Below are 25,767 nucleotides of genomic sequence, written 5' to 3' on the forward strand. Positions count from 1 at the left end.
ATTATTTGAAGGTGTAGTTCATCTGTACCGCGCTGATGTAAGCAGTACCTTCAGAGTCGAACTTGATCTCTTCATCCTGAGCATTTGTCTCGGTGAAAGAGCCTGATTTACTCTTAACAAGTGCAAAGCCTGCATCGAAAGTTAAATTCTCATTCATTGCGTAAGTTAGGCCCGCGCTGTACCAAAAACGGTCACTGTCAGGGATGCTCAATGTGGCTTCACCTGCTTGTTCGTCGTATGCAAAGCCTGCACGGAATGTCCAATCCGCATTGAGGGTGTAAGTTGCACCAATAGAATAACGGTTGTTGTCTTCGTATTTCTCTGGTTTGTAGAAACATTGACCAGCAGTTCCATCATTACATTGAGGACTCGTCGCTTTCAGTTCTTTAAATGTGCTCCAATCGGTCTGTTGCCAGCCGTAATGTACTGCCCATTGTTCATTCAGTTGATGGAAAGCCGATAATTCGATAATTGAAGGGAGAGAGATTTTTAAACGGCCATCCACTTTTGGTGATGGAGCTCGGCCTGAGTCGTAACTACTAAACTCACCGTCGTCAAAATCTAGATCAACTTTAGAACGGTAACCAAAGCCAAAACGGTTATTTTCATTTAGCTCATACAAAGCGCCAATATTCCAACCCCAAGCAAAAGTTTCGCCTTCCATGCCGACAAGGTTATCGGACTTATTACCACCCAAAATACCGGCGAGTGCGCCTTTGTGACGAGTCAGCTCCGCTTCCGCGTACACTAGGTTGATACCGCCACCAACACTGAAAGACTCGTTAATACGGTAAGCGATATTGGGATTAATGTTTACTGAAAGTAGGGAAGTGTCACCCGCCATGTCACCCGCAGAAATATCATCTGGATAATCAGTAGCAACACCGTATGTTGTGAACATACCGATACCCCAAGCCCAGTTATCGTTGATAGGGCTGATGTAATAACCCGCTGGCACGACTTGTAAAGGGGCAACATCTTTTGCATGTTCTTTGTTAACCGTGTCATACACATCGACTTCAGGATCGATGATAGATAACGCGCCCGAGAATTGAGCTTCTTTGAAAAGCGTCATCGCTGCTGGGTTTCGTGCAAGAACGCTGGCATTGTCTGCGACCGCTCCTTCACCTGAAAATGCTCGACCAAGACCAGATGCTGAATGCTCAGCTACCTGGAAGCCCGCTGAATGGGCATTACACGCAAACAATATCGAAATTGTAAGCAGAGAGCAGTGCTTCTTGTTCATCCTTGACCCTCCTAGGGTGTCATAGTGTTGGACCGAAGTCCTTGTAATTGTTGTGTGATACTTACACCAGTTGTTAATACGTGAAATACAACTGTGATGTAAATGTAATGTTAATTGTATGTTTAATAACTTGTCAAAGTTTGAGCGTATTTTGCGTTTTAAATATGATGCATAGGTCAAACGTTGATTCGTAAGGGCATGTATTATCGTTATATTTTTTAAGAGAATGGTACGACCAGAATTGTTTTACGGGCTTTATGGTTAAATGGCATTCAAACCAAGAGATAGCGGGCTTTGCCGTTTCTGTACTTAGCAGGCATAATTCGCGCCTCGCTTTGTTGTTATTCAATAGACGCAATAGGAATCGTGTTGGAATTACTGAATGTTGAATTTTTAGGTCGTTCGTTAAGGCTCGAAGGATCGATGGCTGGTTGGCAGCAGTTATATTGGGATAACACCTTGGTGTCCCAAATAGATGCCAGTGATAATGTTGCAGACACTTGTCTTCACCAGTTTAGACTTTCTGCAGGGGAGGAAGTCCTGGTATGCCATTTGGAGTGTTCATTAACATGGCAACCGTTTGAATTGAGTTACAAGGTCACAATTAACAATGAGCTTGTTAGCGAAGGTTGCCGAAATGAAAAAGACATCGAACGCCAAGTACCAGAAGTTGAGCCGCCAACGGAAAAGCGTTTAAGTGTGATAGGGCTAGTATCGCTTGGAATGAAAGCACTCAAGAGTGCGAAAGTAATCAAAGTGGCGCTAGCATCTGCAAGTCTTGCTGCATATTCTTGGCTATTTTCGATCGAGTTCGCGTTAGCTTTGATCGCTTGTTTAGTTTTCCATGAGTATGGCCATATTAGAGCGATGAAGTACTTTGGAATGAAGACCAAGGGCATCTATTTGATTCCATTTCTTGGCGGTTTAGCGCTGAGTGATGAAAAGATCAACACACGCTGGCAAGATGTGGTTATCTCGATTATGGGACCATTTTTTGGTTTAGTTCTTAGCATCGCGTTTACTTTGCTTTATTGGATGACTGGAGAGGTGCTCTTCGCTGGCCTAGCAGTGTTTAACGCGTTGCTCAACCTGTTTAATCTGCTGCCTATTCTGCCACTAGATGGTGGTCATGTACTCAAAAGCATTACCTTCTCGATGAACACTTGGGTTGGATTAGTCGGCAGTATAGCTGCTGCCTTGTTGGGTATTTTTATCAGCTATTCTTTCGGGCTGACGTTGCTAGGGTTTTTATTGTTAATGGGGATGCTAGAAGTGGTCATGGAATGGAGAGGTCGACATCATAGTCATTTATTGCCGTTAACCCGTTACGGACAACTCTTCTCACTTGCTTGGTACTTGGTTTCTGTCGGTGGTTTTGTCGCTATCATTTGGTATTTTGCTACCCTTGGAGATAGCCTGTTGAGCTTGCCACTACAGATACTGGGTACTTAAACTATTCCTTATACCCATTAAAAAAGCTCCCTAGGGAGCTTTTTTGCGAAAAATAGACACTGGTAGCAGAAGTTTAGCCACATTTTGGCGCTTTCGCGTTATACGCAGGCAACTTATTTATGGTTGCTTGTAAATCTTTAATACGCGTACTGTGCGATGGGTGAGTTGAGAAGAATTCAGGCGGTTGAGAGCCACCGGATGCAGCACTCATATTTTTCCATAAATCGACACTTTGACGTGGGTCGAAGCCTGCTTTTGCCATAAACTCAAGCCCGACAATATCAGCCTCGGATTCCTGTGTACGACCGTATGGCAAAATAACACCGTATTGGACACCGACACCAAGTGCCGCCATCGTCATTTGCTGATACTGTTTGTACTCGGAAGCTCCTATAGCAACGTTTGCCAGAGACAATCCCGCATTTGCTAACTGGCTTTGTGAAAGGCGTTCATTACTGTGGTCAGCGAGGACGTGAGCCACTTCGTGACCAATGACTGTTGCCAACTGATCTTGGTTTTTCGCGACACCTAAAAGCCCTGTGTAAACGCCGATCTTCCCACCAGGTAGAGCAAACGCATTGACTTGTTCACTATCAAAAACAACCACCTCCCAATCTTTAAATCCAGCTTGCGCAGGGATGGTGTCAGTGATGTGTTTGGCAACACATTGTACGTAGGCATTCGTTTTGCGATCTTTGCTGATTGGGATATCTTTCTTCATTTGTTCGAAAGATTTGGCGCCAAGCGATGACATTTCTTGATCTGAAAACATCAGGATCTGGTTACGGCCAGTCGGTGATGCGCTACATGCCGTTAAGCCCGCGATAGTTAAAAGAGCAGAGGCTTTCATCCATACCTTCATAATAGGCTCCATCTAAATTATTTTTGTTTTGAAGCAATAGTATATACCCAAATAGTAACATGATGCATGGATCAAATTATTCATCAACTGGCAAGGAGGCCAAGATGTTACACCTTGAAGTTAGACCTAAGTAAAGTCTATGCTAGCTCTCTAATAAATCGTTACAATCCGACAAACCAGTTTGTGAAATTAAGAGTAAAACAATGAGTATATGGAAAAAGCCCGTTAGCATAGAGATTCTGAATGCTACGTCAAAAAATACCCTGATCGAGCACCTACAAATTGAATACACAGATTTCACGGATGACTCCCTTACAGCAACCATGCCTGTATGTAGTTTTACTCATCAACCTTTAGGAATGCTTCATGGTGGCGCTTCTGTTGTACTCGCAGAAACATTAGGCTCTTTAGCTGCGAATTTCTCTGTCGATGAGGGGAGTTACTGTGTCGGTTTGGATATCAACGCGAACCATGTACGTGCAATGCGAAGTGGTCATGTGATTGGTACGGCAAAACCCGTACACCTTGGCGTTTCAACACAAGTATGGCAAATCGACATAACTGATGAACGAGGCCGATTAGTGTGTACCAGTCGCTTAACTATCGCAGTGAAGCAACATAAAACGAAGTCGGTATAAAGCAAGATGGTGATTGAGTTTTCATTAGGAAAAATCATTGCTACCCAGCGTGAAATCGTGATTAAGCTCTCCGGCAGTGCAATGGTAACCTTACAAGCGCAAACCGATTCTATCCAGTTACTGGGTAGAGGAGCGAACGTTGTTTTATCTCATGGTGCAGAGTGTAAATGGTCTATCAAGCTGGATAATGAGGAACAACTTGCCGATCTTGCACGAGAAATTGGCATCGATATTCAATAATTTACTGCGTGACGTTTGCACTTTTTAATAAAAATGAGGAAACTTAGCTCATCAACAATAAGATAAGAATTTCCTCTTTATGAGTAGCCCTCGTTTACGTGTTCAGTTCGAAACACTGTTTGAAAAATTCGCCGGTCACGATACGGACGTTCAGCTAGAAGACATTACCGAAGCGCTGTTTTGTACACGTCGCAATGCCCGTATTGTTCTCAATAAATTAGAAGAGGAGGGCTGGATTGAATGGCATCCAGCGGCGGGTCGAGGAAAACTCTCAAAACTCGTTTTCAAACGTAATCGTAGCGATGTCAGTGAAAACCTCGCCAGACGTTATCTTGACGAAGGGAAAATTGGCCAGGCTCTAGATGCGCTTGATAACGACGCGGCTCGATTAACGCAGGTTATTCAGGGTTATTTAGGGCTTCAGCATCGGCAGGGCGAACAGGTGGTACGTTTGCCATATTATCGACCATTGGCGATGTTAAACCCACAGAAACCGATGCGGCGTTCAGAACAGCACATCGCCAGACAAATTTTTAGCGGGCTAACTCGCCTTGATGAAAATGAACAACTTCAGCCAGATTTAGCCCACACATGGGAAGCCATTTCTGATACGCACTGGCGTTTTTATCTTCGTCGTGGGGTGCGTTTTCATAATGGTGAACCCTTATCAACCAGTTGTGTACTTGAAAGTGTGCTTGCACTAAGTAGCCTGAACCTGTTTTCTCATATAAAAAAGGTATCTTCACCACAGGAATGGACCGTCGATATTGAACTCGTCCGCCCTGATCGCTACCTGCCTTTGGCGCTGAGTGAGTCGCAAGCAAAAATTTTGCTACCAAGCGCTTTGCGTTCAGAAAACTTCGATAGACAACCAATAGGGACTGGGCCGTTCCAAGTTAAAATGAATGATGATAAGCGTCTCATTTTGACTGCTTTTGATGGCTACTTTGGCTTTCGTCCCTTACTGGACCAAGTTGAGGTGTGGGTAATTGATGAAGCGTACTCTTCAATGGTCTATCCAAGCCTGTCTAAGCCAAAGATGGATAAACAAGGTTCATCTGATGAGGTCGAGCTTGATCCTGGCTGTACATTCCTATTACTAAACAAAAACACCGGGATTGCAAAAGACCCTCGCTGGGCAGAATTCCTATCACAAACTCTCAACAGTCACCAGATTTACGCGCATGTTCCTCAAGATAAAGTGATGGAATTGGGTGTATTGCAAGCCTTTGGCCTTAAGCCAGGTTGGATTGACCTTAGGCCAGCAAAGGCGGGCACCGTGCCGCAGGCTGATAAGGTGATTTCCGTAGCGTATCAGAAAAAGCATCCGATGTTTCCAGTAGTTGCCAAGGCCATCAAGACACTCTTAAAACCGCATGGTATAGAGGTCGAGTTTATTCGTTATGATTCTCAACCGCCCGCACCTGAGGAAGTGGATATTTGGGTGAAAGCCATGGGCATTGCAACGAACCGAAATGACGCGTTAGCGGGCTGGCTTCTGGATTACAGTGATATTGAGAAATTCAGTTCTGGTTACGATTTTAGCGAATGGGCTAAGCTCGTTGATCAGTGGCGTGCTGGTGTTTATCCAGACTTCCCTGCACGTGAGTTAGGACGTCAGTTGGTAAAAAGTTGTCAGGTGATTCCGATGTTTCACTGCTGGTTGGGTGTCAATAAAGACCACAGCGGTGCCTTGCAAAATGCAAAGTGTAATGCCTTAGGTTGGTTTGACTTTAATAACGTATGGGTAAAACCTGATATAGAAAATAATCATGGCGAAACCGAATAAGAAACAGCCGACGAAAACCGTCGATATCTATTGCTCAAAGTGTAAAACTCAACTATTCAAGTACCGTAAAGGCGGAAAAGGCGCACTGGTCAAATGCTTCAAAGAGCGCATTGTTGACGATTTCACACAAACCCCATGCATCTGTCCCAGTTGCGGGCAAGAGTTTGCAAGAGATACCCTAGTGAGAGGAACGCCCGCTTACAAAATGATTGGCGGCAAAGTGACAATGAAATAATGAAGGGCTAGAAAATGAGTATAAAACATGACTACTGCATGGTGTTAAGCACAACCAGCAACGAAAAAAATCGAGATCAGATCATTAAAGGTTTGCTAGATGCCCAATTAGCCGCGTGTATTCAAACGATGCCTATTGAAAGCCACTATGTGTGGAAAGGGGAGATTTGTACTGACAACGAATGGTTGCTGGTGATCAAAACTCGCCGAGAGCTCTATGAATTGGTGGAAGAGAAAATAGAAAACCTGCACGAATATGAAGTAGCACAGATCGTACAGGTTCCAATTGTTGATGGGTTTAACCCTTATTTAGAGTGGCTGAGAGAATCGACGCTGAGCCGACATTAAAAACAGCGACAACGCTGCACCAACGGTGTCGCACAACATATCTTTCTGGGCGTCCCATATGTCACCTTGCGAGCCCAGAAAGGCGATTCCTTCATCGCCGCCAGCCAATTCTGCATACCACCATTCGATAATCTCATAGCCTGCTGCAAGCGACATGATCGCAAACAAAGCAAACCAGCAAGAGAACGTTTTGTTGAACTTGTTCTTGTGTATCAAGTATTCAGCTATCGGATACGCATAAAGGCCAATCGAAAAGTGCGCAACGCGATCAAAGTTGTTTCTATCTGAACCAATCATGTCGTTAAACCAGTCAAATGGTACTTCGGAAAACGTATATTTCGCTCCGATAGTGTGCAAACAGAGCCAGATGAACATTAAAAAGTAAGCCGTATTACTGAATTGATAGCGAATCGAGATTGCCCAAATAGCAACAAGAATACCAATTGCTGGGATAATCTCCGCAAACCAAACGGCACGTGAGTTAGGTTCTAACGCAGAAAATAAAAACACGATGGCATAAAAAATCGTCAATCCTAAGAGTGTCGAGGTACTTTTCATAGAGTTACTTGATCCTTCAATTTATCTTACAGTGGGACTCCATAGACTTGGGTAATGATTACACTTAATTGAACGGTGTGCAATTGTTATTTTGATGGTGTTTTTGATCACTGAAAATGTTGATTTATTGCCAAACTGCTCAACATTAAAACGTTTGCGCGTGCACCTTTCATTAAAGTTTGATTTACAACATGGCCATCCATAGAATCCGTGATTCAGTCTAATAAAAAAGAAGTAAAGCCATGAAACTGGAAACTGTCGATTATCTTGCTGACGATGCTGCTCAACAGTTCGTTACCTCTCTGCGCGAAACAGGGTTCGGTGTGTTAAAAAACCACCCGATTCCACAAGAGCTTGTAGAGTCAATTTACAAAAACTGGCATGAGTTTTTCTGTTCAGATCAAAAGAATGATTTTTACTTTAACGTAGACACCCAAGATGGCTACTTCCCACCTTCTGTGTCTGAAGTAGCGAAAGGGCACAAAGTGAAAGACATCAAAGAGTACTTTCATGTTTACCCTTGGGGCCAGATCCCAGAGCAACTTAAAGCTGAAATCTTAGAGTACTATGAGCGGGCGAATGCATTTGCTCAGGAGCTATTAGGCTGGGTTGAAGCGTACGCACCTAAGGACGTTCAAGAGAAGTTCTCTATCGCGTTGTCAGAAATGATCAATAACAGCGACAAAACATTACTACGCGTTCTTCACTACCCACCGATGACAGGCGAAGAAGAGCCTGGCGCTATTCGTGCTGCTGCGCATGAAGACATTAACCTGCTAACGGTTCTGCCAGCCGCTAACGAGCCGGGGCTGCAAGTAAAGAGCAAAGAAGGTGATTGGATTGATGTACCCTGTGACTTTGGTAACTTAATCATCAACATTGGTGATATGCTTCAAGAAGCGTCGGGCGGTTACTTTCCTTCAACGACTCATCGTGTAATCAATCCAACGGGTGGACGTCAAGAAAAGTCGCGTATCTCATTGCCGTTGTTCTTGCATCCAAAACCAGAAGTAGTTTTGTCTGAGCGCTACACCGCACATAGCTACCTTATGGAACGTTTACGTGAACTAGGGGTTATTTAACCTTTACGTGATCTCCTTACAAAGGCCGATGGTTGATGACTATCGGCCTTTTGTTGTTTATGGTACAAAATGATACCCACGCTTCATTCGGTGCCACAGAAATTAGGCCTGAAACACGCGTCAGCAAGCATTTTTACCAGTACAGATGAGCAGCTTTCTCTGAGATTAGTGTGATGCTTCAATATTAAAAACAGAGAGGATGAATGGAAGGACAACGCACGGTCAGTAGTATTGAGACTCATGCAATAGAAAACCCGTTGCTTTGGCCAATGCTAGAAATTCTTAGAAAGCAGCCTTCCGATTGGAAAGTTCACACCTTAGCAAGCAAGTTGAGTGAACAGGGCTACATTTCGAAATTGGATGATTCTCCTGATAAGGATTTATTCAAACGAAATTTCTTAATCATGAACGCACTATACCAACTGCAAGAAACGCTTTACCCAGATGCCTGGCTGCAAGTTGAAGCGATGAATATCCAGCTGATGTCTTCGCTAGAAGCTTCGAGGCATATCGTTGATATTAACGACCCTTTGCGTGAATATTATCTGGATTGGCGCAACTACGAAGCGGACGAAGATGAAGTGCGTCGATTGTTGAATGAATTTTGGACCACTTATCAAAAATTCATTGGTGGTTCGTCTACAGTCAGCGTGGATAAAACAAAAGCACTCTCACTGTTTGAGCTTAACCCTGATGCAACACCCGCAGAAATTAGAAAGCAGTGGCGAAAACTCGCGCTTCGTTGGCACCCAGATAGAGAGAATGGTGATGCAGAAAGGTTTAGAATTCTTTGTGAAGCGTGGAATGTACTGAGAAACGAATGATTCGGTATGAATAAAGATAAAGGAAGGCAGCTAACTATTAGCTGCCTTTTTTCATTGGATTGTCTCAATCAGCGTATCAAAACTAGCATGAAGGCTTAAACTGAGATTTTCTCATGCGATTAAGCGCAGCCATTACGTCTAGTGTGCGTGGTTTGGCTAAGTCCCCTTGCTTAGGAAGCGATGCATGCCACTCACCAGACAGCATTTCTTCAATTTCCTTCGCTGGATGATTACACCAGCCTGGAAGCTGAGCAATTTGAAACCATAACCAGCCAATCGTGTTGACTTCATCAGCGGACTCAATCTGTTCCAAAGCGCTAAGGTCAGTAAACTCTTTGCCAAATCGAAGTGACTCTTTGCCTTTCGCATTCACACGGAATTTACCGTCAGTGAGAATATTCATCAAAGCAACGCGATTCAGGGCGCGAGGCGGGAAGGTTTGTAAACGTTCTTCCGATTCGTTATGACGTTGAGTAGGGTGCTGAGCGATCACTTCTTTCGCTTTTTCTGTCACATCAACCGCTTGGTAGTCGTGCATCTGAATGACTGTGTCGGCAACGTCTAAGTAGTCGCCTGAACCACCCATAACGATAATGGTAGAGATATCGAGATCATCTCGCAATTGACCAATGCGATCGACAAGAGGGGTAATTGGTTCATCACCTTTTGCCACCAATGCCTGCATACGTTCATCTCGAATCATGAAGTTCGTCGCAGAGGTGTCTTCATCAATCAATAACGTGCTCGCCCCCGCTTCAATAGACTCTTGAAGCCAAGCGGCTTGTGATGTTGAGCCTGATGCATCTTGAGTCGAAAAGTCCGCTGTATCTTTACCCATTGGCAAATGGTTGATGTAATTCGACAGGTTCAAATGATGCACGCATCGACCATCTTCGGCGCGGATCTTCATTGCCTTGTCATCAGCTACGATGTATTCACGACCATCTCCTGGAATATGGTCGTAAATCGAACGCTCAATCGCATTCAGTAAGGTAGATTTACCGTGGAAACCGCCACCAACGATTAGCGTAATGCCCTTTGGAATCCCTAATCCCGTGACATGGCCTTTGTTTGGTGCATGTAAAGTCACTTGCAGCGATTCAGGGGCCTTGAACTCAACCGCCTCTTTCATTGGGAGATCACAGTTGCCAGCAATTCGAGGAAGAATGCTGCCATTTGCGACAAACGCAACTAGGTTATTGGCTTCCAACTGTGCACGCAGGGCGTCTTGGTCTTCAACAACTTGGCAATGCTCCATCAATGCTGCTTTGTCGAGTTCACGTTCTAAGGTCGCTCGACGGATAAACTTAGGCAAATGGAAAGTCAGTATGTTGTTGGCTTTTTTCCCCAACACTGAACGACCTTCAGCAGGCAAGTTAACTCGAAAACGCAGTTCAATACCTTCCTCGGTAAACAATACTGCGGTGCTATCCAACACAGTTTGGCCACTCAATGAAATGGATACGGAGTTTTCTTGTTTAGCAAACTGCTCAAAACTGCGCGCAATAAAATCACGTGCTGCTCGTTGAAAAGCAGGGGACTCGTCTTTCAACCATTCCAGACCAGTCAAGGACCAGGCGCGAGTTGCACGAAAACGTGACGCGGAAGCATACGGATCTCCTTGTACGTGATCGATGAACAAAGTGAAATCAGTGAAGTCGTATTGACCTTTGATTTGCTGATAAGCGCGGTAGTTCTGCTTTTCAATTTTCTTAAGCGTGGCAGTCAACAGATCCATGAAGATATTGGCCTTTTAATAGAAGCGGGCGGCGATTATAGAAACCACCGACACCTTAGTAAAGAGAATGCTTAGGAAGAGTAGGCGTATTGTCCGCCTGAAAGACGCTGATTAAACAAACTTTGCTCAAATTCATTACAAGGCATCGGTTTACCATAGAGAAAGCCTTGCCCAATATCACAACCCTCACCAATAAGAAACTGCTCTTGTTGGGGGGATTCAATGCCCTCAATAACCACTTGGAGGTCCAGTTTTTTAGCTATGTGTATGATAGAGCAAATGATCGCACGATCATCATCCGACTTTTCCATTTGCTGGACAAAGCTCTTATCAATCTTGATGGCATCAAATGGGTATTTCTTCAAATAGCTGAAAGAGGCGTACCCTGTACCGAAGTCATCTAGTGACAACGTCACACCCAGTTCGTGCAATTTGTTTAGCGTTGTGCGTGCTACGATTTCATCGGCAATTAAAGCGCTCTCGGTCACCTCGAGTTCGAGAAAATGTGCTGGTAAATGGAAGGATTCGAGTAGGTGTTGCACTTGCTCCGCAAAGTTCACGTTTTGTAATTGAATTGGAGAGACGTTAACGGCAATTTTGAAATTATCAATTAACTCCGACCACTGTTTCGCTTTGTCTATCGCGGTACGAAGAACAAAAGAGCCAACTTCAAAAATAAGCCCGTTTTGTTCGGCCATATGTATTAATGCTTCGTTAGAGACGTCGCCCAGTATTGGGTGTCTCCAGCGCAGCAATGCTTCTGCGCCAATCCATTTGTGAGTATGGGGATGAACTTTGGGCTGAAAGTACAGCATCAGGTCGTCATTTCTTACCGCTTGCAACAAGTAGCTTTCCAATTGATTGTGGTTGTTTAGCTCATTCGAATGACTTTCACAAAAATAACTATACGCTTCGCCAGACTCTTTACACAGCAGCATGGCATAGCATGCATTTTGAAGAAGTTGTTTGGCATTGCTGGTTTGGTGGGCTTGTACAACACCAATATAAGAGTTGAGGTGAACCTCTGTGTCTTTAATATAAAAGCTTCCCAAGCCAATATTGGTGATATCATCCAGTAGCTTACGCAATTTCATATCAATATCGTTGCCCCAAATGAGTAATACAAGGTCATTCGAGCTTGGCCTTCCGGTAACGAAATAACTCGATTCTCGTTTACCAAGGCGATACCGAAATTCTTTTAATATCTCGTCAAAGGCCTCAAAGCCATAACGGGTTTGGATACTGCGAGCATTACTAAAGCCAATGTTTATCACGAGCAGTGATTGCTGACTATGATCCAACGTTCCGAGTGTCTCTCCGACAACACTTTCCAGTGCTGCGCGGTTTAAGAATCCGGTTCCCTGATCGTGTGTTTTTTGGTAGCTCACTTGTTTTTCTGCGGCCTTACGACGATCAATCTCTTTTGTTAGGGAGTAACTCAACTGCGCTAGGTCCGTAGTACGGTTCTCAACTCGATTTTTGAGTTCATTATTAAGACGCTGGAGTTTGTGTTGCTGATACACGACGGAGAGCTGCGCTTCGATTGAGTCTTTGAAAGTTCCGAGCAATTGACGGTAAGTGTCGCTGTATTCATTCTTCTTGGAATCAAGCATGCAGATGGTTCCAAACGTCTCTCCGTTTGGCCAGAATAACGGTAAACCGCAATAAGATATCATGCCTAGTTTGATGTCAGGGTTATTGCACCATTCTTCATCCTCGAGCGCATTAGGAACCATGAGTTCGCTCTTATGCTCAATGACATGCTCACAATACAAACCGTTGCCGAGCAGTTCAGCATCGCCGGTACGATAGGGGTTACCTTGAGTTTCACTGGATGTGTTGACTTCAATACGATCTGGATGGATACGCATGATTAATGTGGTGGGTACGTGCGTTATTTGAGCCAGTAAGTTGACGATTTCCTGCCAGCTTTTTTGCATAGACTCAGGGATTTCATAATCTAATGTTTGCAATCTCCCCATATAGGTCATCCTTTACGTGGTTTCACTTCCTGTGAATTTAAAATGTAGACTGCTCTATCTTGTTCTCGGTTTTTAATTAAGTATAGGGTGGCTGGGGCTTGAAACAAAAAAAAGTCCTGAAAAGTGTTCAGGACTAGGAATAGTTATCACATATCTCATACTTGAAACAGATAACAAGCATTACGGTTTAAGCGATTTTAGCGACTCAATAGAAATGTCTTGCGAATAGTCGACGTCTTCAAAGTTAAAGCCATTTAGCTTCATAAACTCATCTTTAAAGCCTTGGTAATCACCAATCTCTTTAAAGTTATTGGCGTTCATTTGCTCTAAAAGAGCATGGACTTCTTGTTGTACTTGCGGGTCAAGCTCTAAGTCGTCTATTCGGATTAAGCGTTCGCCGTCAACAGGCACTTTATCTTGATCGTACAATTTAGTGGTAAACAGTCGCTGCATTTGTTCAATACAACGTTCGTGAGTACCTTTTTCCTTCATCACTCGATAAAGTGCTAAAAGGTAGGGACTTAGCGCAGGAATGAACACACTGGCTTTCGTCACCAACGCCTTACACACTGTTGCGTAAGCACCGCCGTCAAAGTTGGCAAGTTTTAGATTTAACGAGTGACTTGTTTGGTGTAAATCTATTTTCGCTCGACCTAACGTACCATCGAGATAGATAGGGTGCGTAACGTCTGGTCCCATGTAAGAAAACGCGATGGTTTTGCAGCCTTGTGCAATCGAGTCATTATTAATCAGTGTATCAATCCAGCTTTCCCAGTCTTCACCGCCCATCACTTTGATAGTGGCTTCGGCCTCTTCCTCTGTTGCTGGAGTTAAAGTGGTTTCTACCCACTGATCGTTCTCCAGCATAATTGAAGCGCCAGTGACAGACTCACCAATAGGCTTAATGACGCTGCGCCAAAACTCATCAGACTCTGGTTTAGGTCGAACACCCGTCGCTAAGCTATAGATGACTAAATCAACTTCACCTTCAAAGTACGTTTCAATGGCTTCAATCACTTGATTGCGGACAGAGTCAGAGAATGCGTCACCAACAATATTGATAGCGGTACGCCCCGCGTGATTTGCTTCTTGTTTAAAAAAGATGTTGTTATACCAACCCGCACTTCCAACGCCTTTATCTGAAGGCCCGCGCTCGAAGGAGACACCAATGGTATCAGCTTTAGCACCTCCGAAGGTGAGGGCAATACGAGCCGCTAACCCGAAACCAGAGGAAGCACCAATAATCAAAACCCGTTTTGGACCGCTTTTGATCTGCGGGGCGTGTTTTACGTATTCAATTTGCTCTTTAATGGATGCATGACACCCGTGTGGGTGAGCAGAGCGAGCAACAACACCTTGAATTAAAGGGTCTATTCGCATGTTGTTATCTATCCTCGATGAGTGGAATTGAAAATAGATTAACGTAAAGTTAAGTAAAACTTATTGAGCTAGACCATTAAAATTAGAGATGTTTAATTAATTCTTGAGCAACAAAGTCAGCAATCCAAGGCTGTGCATCAGGCTTTGGGTGAAGGCCATCATCCATCATCCACTCGGGTTTGATGACCACATGCTCCAAGAAGAATGGCATCAAGGTAACTTGTTGATGTTGTGCAAGCTTAGGGTAGATATCGTAAAACATATCGCTATAGCGCTTACCATAATTAGGTGGCACTCGAATTTGCATCATGACAACGTCCGCACCTGAATCTTTTATCATGGTAATCATTTTTGAGAGATTCGACGTAATAAGTTTAGGAGGGAAACCTCTTAGGCCATCGTTGGCACCTAACTCAATGAGCACCATATCAGGGCTGTGCTGGGTTAGCAGCTGTGGTAATCGAGCTAAGCCGTTGCCTGTGGTATCGCCAGAAATGCTGGCATTAATAACTGTTACATCTTGACCATGTTCTGACAACGCATCAGGGAGTAAGCTAGGCCAACTCTTTTCGATCGGCATCTGATAGCCCGCGCTCAGGCTATCACCTAAGACAAGTAGCTTTTCGCTCGCATGTGCAGTAGCGGAAAAACAAAAAAATAGAACTAAGGAAAGTATACGAATCATGCAAACACCTGTACTTAATGCACCTATTGTTCAAGCCAATTTGGTTTCTAAACAAGTCTCTACTAATCAAGAGCAATTAACAATCCTCAAAGATGTAAATGTTGACATCAGGAAAGGAGAAAAAATCGCCATCGTCGGTACTTCCGGTGCGGGTAAGTCAACGTTGATGACGTTGTTAGCTGGCCTTGATACACCAACATCAGGTGAAATTACCTTGTTAGGTCATGAGTTATCAAAACTTGACGATGAAGCTCGCGCAAAAATTCGCGCTGACTCTCTAGGTTTTGTTTTCCAAAGTTTCTTATTAATCCCGAGCTTGAGTGCATTACGCAATGTCACGCTTCCTTGTCTTTTACGTGGTGAAGCCGAAGATGAAGCAAGAGCAGCCGAATTATTAACCGCTGTTGGATTGGAAAAACGTGTCGATCATCTTCCAAGTCAATTATCTGGTGGTGAACAACAACGTGTCGCGCTAGCACGTGCCTTTATGACACAGCCTGAACTGTTGTTCGCAGACGAGCCTACCGGCAATCTTGACCATCAAACCGCAGACAAAGTGATTGAGCTGCTATTCGATCTTAATGAGCAGCATGGAACAACGCTGATATTAGTTACACACGATGGTCATCTAGCAAGTCGATGTGACCGTATTTATCGTATGGAGGCGGGTGAGCTTAAGGAGGAGGTGTAATGTCTGCAGTATCATCAAGCGAAGCAACATCGACAGAAAGAAGCAGTGCAATAAAACACTCGTCAAACAAAAGCCTAATACGTTGGAGTTTCGGCGAAATAAGACAGGGGAACCTTTGGCCTATTAGCGTTGCTCTTATTCTTGTGATTGCGAGCATCTTTGCGCTTTCTGCATTAGCGGAGCGAATGGAGCAGGTGATCGTCAAACAGGGGAAGGATGCATTGACAGCGGATGCGGTGTTTGTGTCTGCTAATCCTATACCTGACACGTTGTTAACCTCGACTGAAAACCTAGAACGTTCAACGATGACACGATTTGCCACGATGGCATTTAGCGACAATGGTATGCAGTTGATTTCCGTAAGGGCAGTGGACGACAATTACCCTTTAATGGGAGAACTGGTACTAGACAACAACCCATCCGGTCGCGTTAAAGAGAACCAACTCTGGCTTGATGAGCGGATTATGGCTCAACTAGACGTCAAGTCGGGTGACAGCGTCACTATAGGCGATGCCGATTTTACGGTTTCAGGTGCAGTGCTGATGGAACCTGGGTTAAGCTTTAACCCATTTCAACAAATACCTTCTGCATACATCCATCAAAAAGACGTTGAGAAAACGGGAGCGATTCAAGTCGGGAGTCGAGTTCAATACCGTCTGTTTCTACAAGCCGATGATAAAACGCTAAAAGGCCTGCAAGAAGATACGGTTCTTTCTCCTAGTGATCGCTGGCGCACGCAAGATACTGCCAGTCGTAGCAATGAGGTCTTTGAACGAACGACGCAGTATTTGTCTCTAACTGTTGCGATTGTCATCATTATGGCAGCGACAACATTGGTTCTTACTTGCCAAAACTATGTGAATAGTCGAACACAAACCATTGCGATGCTAAAAAGCCTTGGCGCAAGTCGACGATGGATTGAAAAATGGCTGTTTATTCAAGTCACAATCCTGCTCATTAGCGCCAGTGTCGTTGGGTTATTGTTGGGAAGTGGGCTGGAGTACTTGTTGCGCATTCCACTCAAAGACTTATTACCCGAGCCTCTACCTAGTTACGGCGTCACTCCATATCTAGTGTCGTTTATCTCAGCGGTCCTGATCACCGTTCCTGCCCTTGGCATACCATTGTTGGGTTTGATTAAAACTCCAGCCTTAGAAGTGCTACAGCAGGGCAAAGCACAACGTTCTTGGAAGCGAATGTTGCTCGTTCTAGTCCCCGTTGTTCCATTACTTTTGCTTTATGCTGATAATACCTTAGTTTGGATTGTTCTTATGGGTATTGCAGTACTGTTTGTTGTGCTTGCTGCAGTGAGCGTCGCACTCACAAAATTGTTTGCGCGTATTTCAACACAACCTGCCATGAAGCTTGCGTTGAGTCGTATCAACCGCACGCCAGTAACTAGTGGCCTGCAGTTTGGTGCTTTGGCATTGTCTTTGATGCTGCTATCTATTATCTGGCTTGTGCGCAGCGATATTCTCTCGGATTGGGAGAGAACCTTACCTGCAGACGCGCCAAATGTCTTCGCATTAAATATTGGTGATTACGAACTCGATAGCTACCTAGAAACCTTAGATAAAAATGGGGTTACACGGTCACAAGCTTATCCAATTATTCGTGGTCGATTGAAAGAGATTAATGGTCAAAACGTCAAAGAGATTGAATACGAAGGAGAAGGCTCTGACGCAATACGTCGTGAATTGAACCTTACGTGGGGAGACGGCCTGCCAGAGTATAATGATGTGCTTGCGGGTGAATGGACAAATAAAGGGAGTGTCTCTGTAGAAGCCGATGTAGCAAATGACTTGGGCATCGAACTTGGTGACAAACTGCGCTTTGTTATTAATAGCCAGAACTACGATGCGGTAGTAGATACCATTCGTTATGTTGAATGGCGTGATATGAAGCCTAACTTTTACTTTATTTTCTCATCCGACGTTATGGCTAATCTACCGGGTTCTTACCTCATCAGTTATAGAATTGATGAGGGGAACGAAGCACTATTAACGTCTATGTCTCGATCTCACCCAACGGTATCTGTTTTAGATATTCGTACCATGGGCGAAAAAATCCAGGATTTGATTCAACAAATCGTATCGGCAATCACTATTCTTGCTCTTTTAGGCGTGGTTGCGGGATTGCTACTTATCTTCACGCTATTGAGATTAAGCTTATCCCAACGTCAGCAGGAGATTCGTTTGTATCGCACATTAGGCTCAAGTAAAAAACGGATCAATACGACTCTGTGGGCCGAATACGGCATTATGGCGTTGATAGCTAGCGGTGTTGCGGTATTCGCTGCGGAAGTTTGTGTGGCCGCGGTAATGACATATGGCTTCGATCTGAACGCACAAATTCACCCCGAATTGTGGATAGCTTTACCACTGGCAACATTTGTTACGTTGGCACTTGTCGTAATGAGTTTGTTGAAAAGATTGTTAACGCCAGTAAACACTTAATCACTGCAAATGTTATTAAATGTGGAACACTCCATGACACTTTTATTTTAGTTATCCACAAAAACAGTGGATAACTTTTGGGATAACTAAATGGGGTAAAAAGTGGGGTGTTTCTGCAGGCTTTGCGCCATGGGTCTTACAGTGAAATTGTTATTCACATAGGCATAAAAAAGTGTCTTCCTAACCATGTCGTCAAGTACTTTTTTTGCAATTTTTTTCTACTTTAACGCACCATAAAGGCGCAGTTGGATATTTCGCAAACCCATGAACTTTTTGTGATTTTAATCAAGCCCAAACACGAGTAGAATCCACCGTTAGTAAAGAATTTTCCTTATAAAATTTTTAGTGAAGCAATGAAGTCTGAGTTTCCAAATTACAAAGATAAGCACATCGCTGTTGTTGGTGGCGGTGTCGCAGGTGCAACAGCAGCAATTCATTTTGCGGAGCTGGGTTTTAAAGTTTCCGTAATAGAGAAGGGCGTATCACTGGTAAATGGTCCGCCCATTTGCCATTTACATGCAGGTGGCAACTTATATCGAGAGATTTCTGAGCAACAATGTTTAGATTTGTTAGCACAATCCATTGATACCGTTCGCCTATATCCGCTTTCACTGAATATTCGCCCGACGATCATTGCAGTCCCTTATTCTGATGGTGGAGATCCATCCGCACTGATTCCTCGACTAGAGGTGGTGAAAAATGCTTATCAAACGCTCGTTGATAAAGATCAAAGCAACAAAGTGCTTGGTGAGCCAAGCGAATACTACAAATTGTATTCAAAAGAGGATCTAGAAGCACTCGCACAACGTACTCAACCAAGTCACCCTGCAACCTTTGATGAGTGGTGTATTCCTTTTGCTCAACATGCTGATCTAGACGCGCTAAAGTACCCAGTCGTGGCGGTTCAGGAATATGGCTGGAGTGTTTTTCGCCTTGCCGCAATTGCCAACTTAACGTTGAACGCTCTGCCAAACGCCTCAGTATGCACACAAGCAACGCTCAAACAAGCGGACTGGATGGGTAATCACTGGCAACTTGGTTACGAACGAGATGGCATTGATTATCTTATGACATGTGACTACTTGGTCAATGCATGTGGTTTTGAAACAGGATCCATTGACAATACCATCGGTGCCAAGCGTGATAGGTTAGTTGAGTTTAAAGCCGCTTATGTAACCAAGTGGGCAGACTGCCAACAACTGTGGCCAGAAGTTATTTTCCATGGACCGCGTGGAACTGATAAAGGAATGGCTCAACTGACCCCCTATGGTGATGGTTATTTTCAGCTTCACGGCATGACGAAAGGCATTACGCTATTTGAAGATGGCTTAGTTGAGAGTACGCCGTCCTCAGCTCAGCCCGAACTGCCAGTTCCTTTACTCTCAAAGATACGTAACGGTTGGCGAGAAGAAGTCTTAGCAGAACGAACCAATAATGCTATCAAACACATGGCGCAGTTCATTCCCGACTATCACTCTGCTATCAAAGGGGGAAAAGCCCTGTTTGGTGCCCAGCAAATTCCTGGAACGGATCCGGTACTCAGGGCAGCCGACGTGACCTTTGAAGACAACCATTACGCACGAATAGAAGTGGTAAAAGCGTCATCAACACTACTCGCAGCGCAAAAAATGCTTCAGTTCTGGTTTGATATTGAACCTAATCAAAATGTGGAATCCCAACATCCTGTCGCTGTGCATTGGTCTGAGCAAGAAATTGAGCAGTACGCGATTAAACTCACTCAAGAGCGAGACTATCCGCAAGCATTAGCAGAGCGTTATGGGATGCCTGCATAACCGTTACGTATGGGCTCAGAGGTTGTACTAATATCCAAAAAACTGAGCCCATTGGCACCATACTTCTTGCAAGCCTTGTCTATCTCCTTTCACAAAATTGACTTTTTGCCCGGGTTTCGCCTGTGCCAACCTTGGCAGGTCAATACGTGCTACACAGCCAAACTTAGGATAGCCACCGATGGTTTGGTGATCGTTGAGCAACACAATGGGATTACCATCGTTAGGAACTTGAATCGATCCTAGCGCAATTCCTTCCGACAGTACGCCTTCGTAAGGCGGTTTGATTTTGTTTCCTTCAAGACGATAGCCCATACGATTTGAATCAGGGGATATGGTGAATGCGTTGCTATAAAAGGCTTGGCGAGCGTCTTCATCAAAGTCCTCATTTTGATAGCCTTCAATCACTCTCAGCTTGATAGGTAAGTTGTAATCCGGCTTAAAGCGAAATGTCATCAGCCTTGGTTTGTGTTTCGGTAAGTTATGAGGAAAAAAGGGAAGAATATCGCCTGCTTTTAAAGCGCCACCATTTGAGTCATAACCACCAAGAGATTCTCTCGTGACTGTAGAGGCACTTCCTAAGTGCTGAGCAATATCGAACCCACCTTTAACCGCAAGATAGGATCGAAGTCCATTTTTTGCGACTCCGAACTGCAACTTCTGCCCCTTCTTCAACGTAAAGTCAGACCAATTTGAGATAGGCTCACCATCTACTTTTGCATTCAAATCACCACCACATATTGCAAGATGGCAGTTATGTAGTGCGACAAAGCAAGCGTTACCCAAAGTAATTTCAATCGCTGCACAATTGACTACGTTACCAAGTAAATGGTTTGCCCAACTGTAGGCGTAATCATCTACGGGGCCACCTTGAGTCACGCCAATATGCGCTAAGCCAAAACGACCAAAGTCTTGAATCAAAGAAAGTGGCCCTGACTTTTCCACCAGCAATCCAGCGTAACTCATAGAACACCTCCTAACTCGATAAACTTTTGTTTGGAAATGGCATTAAACGTGACCTTGTCACCTACTTCAAACGGTATAAAAGGTGGCGTATCAGAGAAAAGGGGAAGCGGGCTTCTACCGATAATGTTCCATCCGCCAGGACTATCTGATGGATAGACGGCCGTTTTAGAGTCTGCGATTCCCACGCTTCCGGCTGGTACTCGCGTTCTTGGTGTAGCTAACCTTGGCATATGTAATTGAGTATCGACATCGGAGAGGAATGCAAAACCTGGAGCAAAACCAATCGCTGAAACCGCATACTCGGTTTGAGTATGTAAGGAAATGAGCGCGTCTAATGATAGTCCACGATCTTGAAAGCGGGGCAAATCTAGCGCGGTTTCTTCGGAGTAGTATACGGGAATAGTGATGTGGTTAGGTTGAACAAGGCTGAGCGATTGAGTATCAAACTGACGGATCATTTGATGCAGTTTATGCACTAAATCTTTTTCATTGATTCGAAAAGGCAAGTAATCAATGAGGATGGTTTGATAGGAGGGGACCACGTTCATAATGATTGACGCTAAAGTTTCTTTGATGTTTCGAGCAAGTTCTCCGACCGCATTTTCAGAGATATTCTCGTCAAACTTAATGAAAATACTGCACTCAGAGATCAAAGAGATACTAAATTTCTCTTTATGCATTAATTTCCTCCCGCGTATAGGCTTTGACGGATCTTTTGGATCAGAGCGATCGACTCTTCATTGTCACCATGAACACAAATCGTATCGGCTTCCAGTAAAATGTAGCCGCCAGAAGCGGTTTTGACACGCCCAGAATCTGCTAACGTACGGACTTGCTCAAGTATCGCATGCTCATTCTTTAACACGGCATTAGGCTGTGTCCTAGGTGTAAGTAATCCGTCATCTTGATACAAACGGTCTGCAAATGCTTCAAACAGCAAGGGAACGTCATAATCATCTGCGATTTCTAAGTATTTTTCGTTTTCCTGTGACGCTAGAATCATTAACGGCACTTTGAATAAAGCTGCCGCCTTTACGACTGATCTAAATATCGCATCACTTTTCATCATGTCGTTGTATAACGCGCCATGAGGCTTTATATAGCTGATATCTGTGTATTGAGCCCGACAAAGTGCCTGTAAAGCGCCTGCTTGGTATATAACCATGTTAGTAATTTCATCACCCGTCATGTTTATACTGCGCCTGCCGAAGCCTTGGAGGTCGGCGTAGCCCGGGTGTGCTCCAATATCAACATCGTTGTCGTTGGCGAGAGCGATAGTGTCGTGCATAACATTAGGATCGGAAGCATGAAAACCGCACGCGATGTTTGCCATATCAACATGAGGCATAACATCTTCGTCTGCCCCCATAATCCAAGAGCCAAAGCTCTCACCCATGTCACAGTTCAATGTAAGTTGCTGTTTATTCAATGTCATACGTTTTATTTCTACACAAGCAATGGGTTCACGATGCAGGAAAATGCATCTAGGTTCAGTGACTCACTTCATTCTTCTATCATGAAAGCGAGGTTTATGATCTGATGGCTGACGAAAAAGATCACTTTAGTCCATAAAGATGTTGCCGTTATTTGAGTTGATCCGAATTTTAAGGTATTTCGTTCCTTTTCCATCCAATTTTTGAGAATTTAAGGTTATTTTGCATTGTCATCGTGTTAATCTTGTCGCCCTTAATGGGTAATAGATTGCATAACAACGCTTCTGTCATTTTTAGTGGTTGTCTGCGACAGGAATACATATGTCATTACGAGCAAAGCTTATTTGGCCAATTTTGGTCTTTATAACGGCTATCTTTGTTATCTCAAAAGGTTATACCTCGTATACTGCATACCAATCGTCTAAGCATGAGTTGGTCGAACAAACGAGAAAGTTGATTAACAATGTTTCTTTCTCAATTAAAGATGCGCTAACGACAAAGAACAAGCAAAAAGCTCAAACTACTCTCATCAACTTTTTAAACCAGCCAAATGTTACGCGGGTCAAACTTTACGACCAAGATGATCAACCTTTCGTTGTTCTTGAAGGAAGTGGGGTATCAGCTCCCGTCCCTAATCAAACTGAAAGAAGCAAGTTACACGCGCTAGGTTATGCCTTATCAGCCAAATTTCTTTATGTTCTAGAACCGATTATTCACGATGGTCGTGTCATTGGCAGTATGAGGGTTACGCTTTCCCATCGTCCAATCATAGAAGCCCAACAATCTTTACTTCAAGATGGTGCTGTACTTCTTCTGTTGCTGTTCGCTGGTGGCACCATCTTTTACATAAGTATCGATAGGCTTGTTCTCAAACCTGTTATAGAACTGAGTCATACGATAGAGAGTGTGACACACGGACAACATACGGATACTCAAGTTCGCTATTACTCCAAGGATGAAATTGGAGAACTCGCACATTCCTTCAATCAAATGATGAACAAGTTAACAACACGCGAGAAACAGCGGCAACATTCATTAGAAATGTTAGAACAAAAGCGGGCGTTTTCAGAAGAAGTCATTGAATCTATTCAACATGCATTAGTTATTACCGACAACTTCGGGCGTGTTATTTACTGTAATACTGCGACTCGGCAGATATTTCAAAAAAAGTCAGAGGAACTTGACCATGCCAATATCCGTGATCTAATTAAAACGAAAACACCGAATGAGCTGAGCCAAATCCTAAGTAGGGGGTTAGAATGCGATGATATTCACCTCAAAAATGCAGATAACGAACAGCAGTTGAGTTTAACCAGTCGTCGTTTGTCCACACATGGACACTTATTGTTTTCGATTCAAGATATCACCGAAATTGAAGAGGCCATGAGCAGGCAGCGTGTTGCGGGGCGTGTTTTTGAGAGCAGCCAAGATGGCCTCATCGTTCTTAATCATCGAGGTGTTATCACAATGGCTAACCCTGCGGTCACTAAGTTAGTTGGACTAGAGATGGATCAGCTTATTGGGAAGTCATTTATCCAAACACTTAAGTGGCGCAAGTTGCAGGAAATGATGCCTAGCATCATTGAATCGATAGAAAACTACGGGGTATGGCAAGGGGAAGTTATTGAACAGAACCATCTTGGCCAGTTTGTGCCGATGTTTGCAAGGGTTAATCGTATCGTTAAGTGTGAAGACAATGGGTTCTACGACCTAGTCATTGTTCTTACCGATCTTTCTGGTGCAAAAGAGATGGAACGACTTGAGTACTTAGCTCATCACGATGCACTAACGGGGTTAGCGAATCGCTCCAAGTTCCATTTAGAGTTGGAAGAATTAGTACAACGGTCGGGATACTTACGTGACGAATTTGCGGTGCTTTACCTCGATCTCGATGGTTTTAAAGAGGTTAATGATACCTATGGCCATGACGCAGGTGATGAAGTTCTGAAAAAAGTAGCCGAGCGTCTAACATCTGCGACTCGACATAGTGATTTAATCGCAAGACTTTCGGGTGATGAATTTGTCATGTTGGTTAATCCTGCCAACCAAAAAGTCGTCACCCGAATTGCAGAACAACTGCTCGAAAGCGTATGCACACCAATCGAGTACAAAGGTAACTCGCTCAAGGTTGGCGTTAGCATCGGCGTAAAATTGGTCGGTGTTAATGAGCGAGATGCCACTCGAGTGTTAAAAAGTGCAGATACTGCAATGTATCAAGCTAAAAAAGCCGGAAAAGGCCAAGCAATATTAATGGGATGTGAATTGCAGGAGACAGTTTAAATCGTAACGTCAAAGCTTTAAACTAAACCCATTCGCGTCAGAAGGAATGATAAAATGAAAGTACTTGTTACGGGTGGTATGGGCTATATTGGTAGCCATACATGTATTCAAATGATCGAAGCTGGTATGACGCCAGTGATTCTAGATAACCTGTACAACAGTAAGTCTACGGTCTTAGAGCGCATTGAAAAGGTATGTGGCGTAAAGCCAACCTTCATCCAAGCCGATATCAGAGATAAATCGACAATGGTAGAGGTTCTAAAATCGCACGATATAGAAGCGGTTATCCATTTTGCAGGTTTAAAGGCCGTCGGTGAGTCCGTAGCAAAACCTCTAGAGTATTATGACAACAATGTGAATGGCACTTTGGTATTGGTTGATGCAATGCGCGAAGCTGGAGTTAAATCGTTGGTATTTAGCTCCTCAGCAACTGTCTATGGCGATCCTGCATCTGTTCCAATCACAGAAGACTTTCCAACTAGCGCAACTAACCCTTACGGACGCAGTAAATTAATGGTGGAAGAGTGTTTAACAGACTTCCAAAAGGCGAATTCAGATTGGAGCATCACACTTCTTCGTTACTTTAACCCTGTAGGTTCACATCCAACAGGTGAGTTAGGTGAAGATCCTCAAGGTATTCCAAATAACCTAATGCCGTTTGTTTCTCAAGTTGCGGTGGGCCGCCGAGAGTTCCTCTCTGTATTCGGTAGCGACTACCCAACGAAAGATGGCACTGGCGTGCGTGACTACATTCATGTGATGGACTTATCCGATGGTCACGTCGCTGCTTTGGAAAAAGTAGGTAACAAAGCGGGCCTTCATGTCTACAACCTTGGCACTGGCAATGGCTACAGTGTGCTTGAAATGGTGAAAGCGTTTGAAACCGCAAGTGGTAAAGATGTTCCATACCAACTTGTTGAACGTCGTCCAGGCGATATTGCGGAGTGCTGGGCTGATCCATCAAAAGCAATGAATGAGTTAGGTTGGAAAGCGTCTCGCACTCTAGAAGAAATGACTGGTGATACATGGCGTTGGCAATCTAACAACCCTCAAGGTTACCCAGACGCCTAATTTTGATTTACATAATAATAAC

Annotated in this window: 23 protein-coding genes; 13 read left to right on the plus strand and 10 right to left on the minus strand. The window is 44.0% G+C overall.

Annotated elements, in window-relative coordinates:
- Nucleotide 1: 1 nt before the first annotated feature.
- Nucleotides 2-1,246, minus strand: coding sequence for an outer membrane protein transport protein (locus MSG33_RS03315; RefSeq protein ID WP_248379851.1), 1,245 nt, complete (start codon nucleotides 1,244-1,246; stop codon nucleotides 2-4).
- 423 nt (nucleotides 1,247-1,669) lie between these two features.
- Here MSG33_RS03315 and MSG33_RS03320 point away from each other — a divergent pair, with 423 nt between their 5' ends.
- Entirely contained in the window at nucleotides 1,670-2,698 is a 1,029-nt protein-coding gene (locus MSG33_RS03320; RefSeq protein WP_248380547.1) for a site-2 protease family protein, read from the plus strand.
- 73 nt (nucleotides 2,699-2,771) lie between these two features.
- Here the strand turns inward: MSG33_RS03320 and MSG33_RS03325 are convergent, their stop codons facing one another.
- Complete coding sequence (locus tag MSG33_RS03325; RefSeq protein ID WP_012842308.1) at nucleotides 2,772-3,560, minus strand: M48 family metallopeptidase; 789 nt, start codon at nucleotides 3,558-3,560, stop codon at nucleotides 2,772-2,774.
- A 203-nt stretch (nucleotides 3,561-3,763) separates the two neighbouring features.
- Between MSG33_RS03325 and MSG33_RS03330 the strand changes: the two genes are divergently transcribed.
- From MSG33_RS03330 to cutA, 5 genes are all read left to right on the plus strand, one after another.
- Entirely contained in the window at nucleotides 3,764-4,198 is a 435-nt protein-coding gene (locus tag MSG33_RS03330; protein WP_012842307.1) for a hotdog fold thioesterase, read from the plus strand.
- A gap of 6 nt (nucleotides 4,199-4,204) precedes the next feature.
- Nucleotides 4,205-4,438: a DUF3389 domain-containing protein gene (locus MSG33_RS03335; RefSeq protein WP_005395503.1), complete on the plus strand. Its 234-nt coding sequence runs from the start codon at nucleotides 4,205-4,207 to the stop codon at nucleotides 4,436-4,438.
- A 79-nt stretch (nucleotides 4,439-4,517) separates the two neighbouring features.
- On the plus strand, nucleotides 4,518-6,227 hold the full coding sequence (locus MSG33_RS03340) for an SgrR family transcriptional regulator (RefSeq protein WP_248379854.1): 1,710 nt from the start codon (nucleotides 4,518-4,520) through the stop codon (nucleotides 6,225-6,227).
- The gene (locus tag MSG33_RS03345) at nucleotides 6,211-6,462 is read left to right on the plus strand and encodes a hypothetical protein (protein WP_053349877.1); all 252 of its coding nucleotides are present in this window, start codon (nucleotides 6,211-6,213) and stop codon (nucleotides 6,460-6,462) included. Before MSG33_RS03340 ends, MSG33_RS03345 begins: the two co-directional genes overlap by 17 nt.
- Nucleotides 6,463-6,476: 14 nt before the next feature.
- Nucleotides 6,477-6,809, plus strand: a complete 333-nt coding sequence (cutA, locus tag MSG33_RS03350) for a divalent-cation tolerance protein CutA (protein WP_031780471.1) — start codon at nucleotides 6,477-6,479, stop codon at nucleotides 6,807-6,809.
- Here cutA and MSG33_RS03355 read toward each other — a convergent pair.
- The gene (locus tag MSG33_RS03355) at nucleotides 6,771-7,367 is read right to left on the minus strand and encodes a DUF2238 domain-containing protein (RefSeq protein ID WP_005395495.1); all 597 of its coding nucleotides are present in this window, start codon (nucleotides 7,365-7,367) and stop codon (nucleotides 6,771-6,773) included. The two genes, cutA and MSG33_RS03355, sit on opposite strands and share 39 nt — an antisense overlap.
- Nucleotides 7,368-7,609: 242 nt before the next feature.
- Here MSG33_RS03355 and MSG33_RS03360 point away from each other — a divergent pair, with 242 nt between their 5' ends.
- A complete protein-coding gene (locus MSG33_RS03360; protein ID WP_248379856.1) occupies nucleotides 7,610-8,449 on the plus strand; it encodes a 2OG-Fe(II) oxygenase family protein in 840 nt (279 codons plus the stop codon).
- Between the two features lie 203 nt (nucleotides 8,450-8,652).
- On the plus strand, nucleotides 8,653-9,273 hold the full coding sequence (locus MSG33_RS03365; protein WP_012842300.1) for a DNA-J related domain-containing protein: 621 nt from the start codon (nucleotides 8,653-8,655) through the stop codon (nucleotides 9,271-9,273).
- Nucleotides 9,274-9,355: 82 nt separating this feature from the next.
- On the opposite strand, the gene MSG33_RS03370 is transcribed toward MSG33_RS03365, so the two are convergent.
- The 4 genes from MSG33_RS03370 to tesA form a co-directional block, all read right to left on the minus strand.
- The gene (locus MSG33_RS03370) at nucleotides 9,356-11,011 is read right to left on the minus strand and encodes an ABC-ATPase domain-containing protein (RefSeq protein WP_248379858.1); all 1,656 of its coding nucleotides are present in this window, start codon (nucleotides 11,009-11,011) and stop codon (nucleotides 9,356-9,358) included.
- A 71-nt stretch (nucleotides 11,012-11,082) separates the two neighbouring features.
- The gene (locus MSG33_RS03375; protein ID WP_053808423.1) at nucleotides 11,083-12,993 is read right to left on the minus strand and encodes an EAL domain-containing protein; all 1,911 of its coding nucleotides are present in this window, start codon (nucleotides 12,991-12,993) and stop codon (nucleotides 11,083-11,085) included.
- Nucleotides 12,994-13,173: 180 nt separating this feature from the next.
- Nucleotides 13,174-14,373, minus strand: coding sequence for an enoyl-ACP reductase FabV (gene fabV, locus MSG33_RS03380; protein ID WP_248379860.1), 1,200 nt, complete (start codon nucleotides 14,371-14,373; stop codon nucleotides 13,174-13,176).
- Nucleotides 14,374-14,455: 82 nt separating this feature from the next.
- Nucleotides 14,456-15,058 (minus strand): multifunctional acyl-CoA thioesterase I/protease I/lysophospholipase L1, encoded by a 603-nt coding sequence (tesA, locus tag MSG33_RS03385; RefSeq protein ID WP_005395483.1) that lies wholly within the window; start codon nucleotides 15,056-15,058, stop codon nucleotides 14,456-14,458.
- Between tesA and MSG33_RS03390 the strand changes: the two genes are divergently transcribed.
- From MSG33_RS03390 to MSG33_RS03400, 3 genes are all read left to right on the plus strand, one after another.
- Complete coding sequence (locus tag MSG33_RS03390; protein WP_005395482.1) at nucleotides 15,057-15,749, plus strand: ABC transporter ATP-binding protein; 693 nt, start codon at nucleotides 15,057-15,059, stop codon at nucleotides 15,747-15,749. The genes tesA and MSG33_RS03390 overlap by 2 nt on opposite strands.
- Nucleotides 15,749-18,205 (plus strand): FtsX-like permease family protein, encoded by a 2,457-nt coding sequence (locus tag MSG33_RS03395; RefSeq protein WP_248379862.1) that lies wholly within the window; start codon nucleotides 15,749-15,751, stop codon nucleotides 18,203-18,205. Before MSG33_RS03390 ends, MSG33_RS03395 begins: the two co-directional genes overlap by 1 nt.
- Nucleotides 18,206-18,558: 353 nt before the next feature.
- Nucleotides 18,559-19,998, plus strand: coding sequence for an FAD-dependent oxidoreductase (locus MSG33_RS03400; protein ID WP_248379864.1), 1,440 nt, complete (start codon nucleotides 18,559-18,561; stop codon nucleotides 19,996-19,998).
- Between the two features lie 27 nt (nucleotides 19,999-20,025).
- Here the strand turns inward: MSG33_RS03400 and MSG33_RS03405 are convergent, their stop codons facing one another.
- From MSG33_RS03405 to MSG33_RS03415, 3 genes are read right to left on the minus strand one after another with little or no spacing between them, the layout of a single operon-like run.
- Nucleotides 20,026-20,961 (minus strand): biotin-dependent carboxyltransferase family protein, encoded by a 936-nt coding sequence (locus tag MSG33_RS03405; protein ID WP_046876110.1) that lies wholly within the window; start codon nucleotides 20,959-20,961, stop codon nucleotides 20,026-20,028.
- Nucleotides 20,958-21,641 (minus strand): allophanate hydrolase subunit 1, encoded by a 684-nt coding sequence (locus MSG33_RS03410; RefSeq protein ID WP_248379865.1) that lies wholly within the window; start codon nucleotides 21,639-21,641, stop codon nucleotides 20,958-20,960. Before MSG33_RS03410 ends, MSG33_RS03405 begins: the two co-directional genes overlap by 4 nt.
- Nucleotides 21,641-22,396, minus strand: a complete 756-nt coding sequence (locus tag MSG33_RS03415; RefSeq protein ID WP_005395471.1) for a 5-oxoprolinase subunit PxpA — start codon at nucleotides 22,394-22,396, stop codon at nucleotides 21,641-21,643. The genes MSG33_RS03410 and MSG33_RS03415 overlap by 1 nt, the downstream gene beginning before the upstream one ends.
- A 319-nt stretch (nucleotides 22,397-22,715) precedes the next feature.
- Between MSG33_RS03415 and MSG33_RS03420 the strand changes: the two genes are divergently transcribed.
- On the plus strand, nucleotides 22,716-24,674 hold the full coding sequence (locus MSG33_RS03420; protein WP_248379867.1) for a diguanylate cyclase: 1,959 nt from the start codon (nucleotides 22,716-22,718) through the stop codon (nucleotides 24,672-24,674).
- 54 nt (nucleotides 24,675-24,728) lie between these two features.
- On the plus strand, nucleotides 24,729-25,745 hold the full coding sequence (gene galE / locus MSG33_RS03425; protein ID WP_248379869.1) for a UDP-glucose 4-epimerase GalE: 1,017 nt from the start codon (nucleotides 24,729-24,731) through the stop codon (nucleotides 25,743-25,745).
- Nucleotides 25,746-25,767: the final 22 nt, after the last annotated feature.

The sequence above is a fragment of the Vibrio sp. 1CM7H genome, from assembly GCF_023161645.1.
Lineage (GTDB): Bacteria > Pseudomonadota > Gammaproteobacteria > Enterobacterales > Vibrionaceae > Vibrio > Vibrio diabolicus.

Coding starts and splice junctions, on each gene's coding strand:
- MSG33_RS03315 (WP_248379851.1), bottom strand. CDS start 1,246: ATGAACAAGAAGCACTGCTCTCTGCTTACAATTTCGATATTGTTTGCG.
- MSG33_RS03320 (WP_248380547.1), top strand. CDS start 1,670: ATGGCTGGTTGGCAGCAGTTATATTGGGATAACACCTTGGTGTCCCAA.
- MSG33_RS03325 (WP_012842308.1), bottom strand. CDS start 3,560: ATGAAGGTATGGATGAAAGCCTCTGCTCTTTTAACTATCGCGGGCTTA.
- MSG33_RS03330 (WP_012842307.1), top strand. CDS start 3,764: ATGAGTATATGGAAAAAGCCCGTTAGCATAGAGATTCTGAATGCTACG.
- MSG33_RS03335 (WP_005395503.1), top strand. CDS start 4,205: ATGGTGATTGAGTTTTCATTAGGAAAAATCATTGCTACCCAGCGTGAA.
- MSG33_RS03340 (WP_248379854.1), top strand. CDS start 4,518: ATGAGTAGCCCTCGTTTACGTGTTCAGTTCGAAACACTGTTTGAAAAA.
- MSG33_RS03345 (WP_053349877.1), top strand. CDS start 6,211: ATGGCGAAACCGAATAAGAAACAGCCGACGAAAACCGTCGATATCTAT.
- cutA (WP_031780471.1), top strand. CDS start 6,477: ATGAGTATAAAACATGACTACTGCATGGTGTTAAGCACAACCAGCAAC.
- MSG33_RS03355 (WP_005395495.1), bottom strand. CDS start 7,367: ATGAAAAGTACCTCGACACTCTTAGGATTGACGATTTTTTATGCCATC.
- MSG33_RS03360 (WP_248379856.1), top strand. CDS start 7,610: ATGAAACTGGAAACTGTCGATTATCTTGCTGACGATGCTGCTCAACAG.
- MSG33_RS03365 (WP_012842300.1), top strand. CDS start 8,653: ATGGAAGGACAACGCACGGTCAGTAGTATTGAGACTCATGCAATAGAA.
- MSG33_RS03370 (WP_248379858.1), bottom strand. CDS start 11,011: ATGGATCTGTTGACTGCCACGCTTAAGAAAATTGAAAAGCAGAACTAC.
- MSG33_RS03375 (WP_053808423.1), bottom strand. CDS start 12,993: ATGGGGAGATTGCAAACATTAGATTATGAAATCCCTGAGTCTATGCAA.
- fabV (WP_248379860.1), bottom strand. CDS start 14,373: ATGCGAATAGACCCTTTAATTCAAGGTGTTGTTGCTCGCTCTGCTCAC.
- MSG33_RS03390 (WP_005395482.1), top strand. CDS start 15,057: ATGCAAACACCTGTACTTAATGCACCTATTGTTCAAGCCAATTTGGTT.
- tesA (WP_005395483.1), bottom strand. CDS start 15,058: ATGATTCGTATACTTTCCTTAGTTCTATTTTTTTGTTTTTCCGCTACT.
- MSG33_RS03395 (WP_248379862.1), top strand. CDS start 15,749: ATGTCTGCAGTATCATCAAGCGAAGCAACATCGACAGAAAGAAGCAGT.
- MSG33_RS03400 (WP_248379864.1), top strand. CDS start 18,559: ATGAAGTCTGAGTTTCCAAATTACAAAGATAAGCACATCGCTGTTGTT.
- MSG33_RS03405 (WP_046876110.1), bottom strand. CDS start 20,961: ATGAGTTACGCTGGATTGCTGGTGGAAAAGTCAGGGCCACTTTCTTTG.
- MSG33_RS03410 (WP_248379865.1), bottom strand. CDS start 21,641: ATGCATAAAGAGAAATTTAGTATCTCTTTGATCTCTGAGTGCAGTATT.
- MSG33_RS03415 (WP_005395471.1), bottom strand. CDS start 22,396: ATGACATTGAATAAACAGCAACTTACATTGAACTGTGACATGGGTGAG.
- MSG33_RS03420 (WP_248379867.1), top strand. CDS start 22,716: ATGTCATTACGAGCAAAGCTTATTTGGCCAATTTTGGTCTTTATAACG.
- galE (WP_248379869.1), top strand. CDS start 24,729: ATGAAAGTACTTGTTACGGGTGGTATGGGCTATATTGGTAGCCATACA.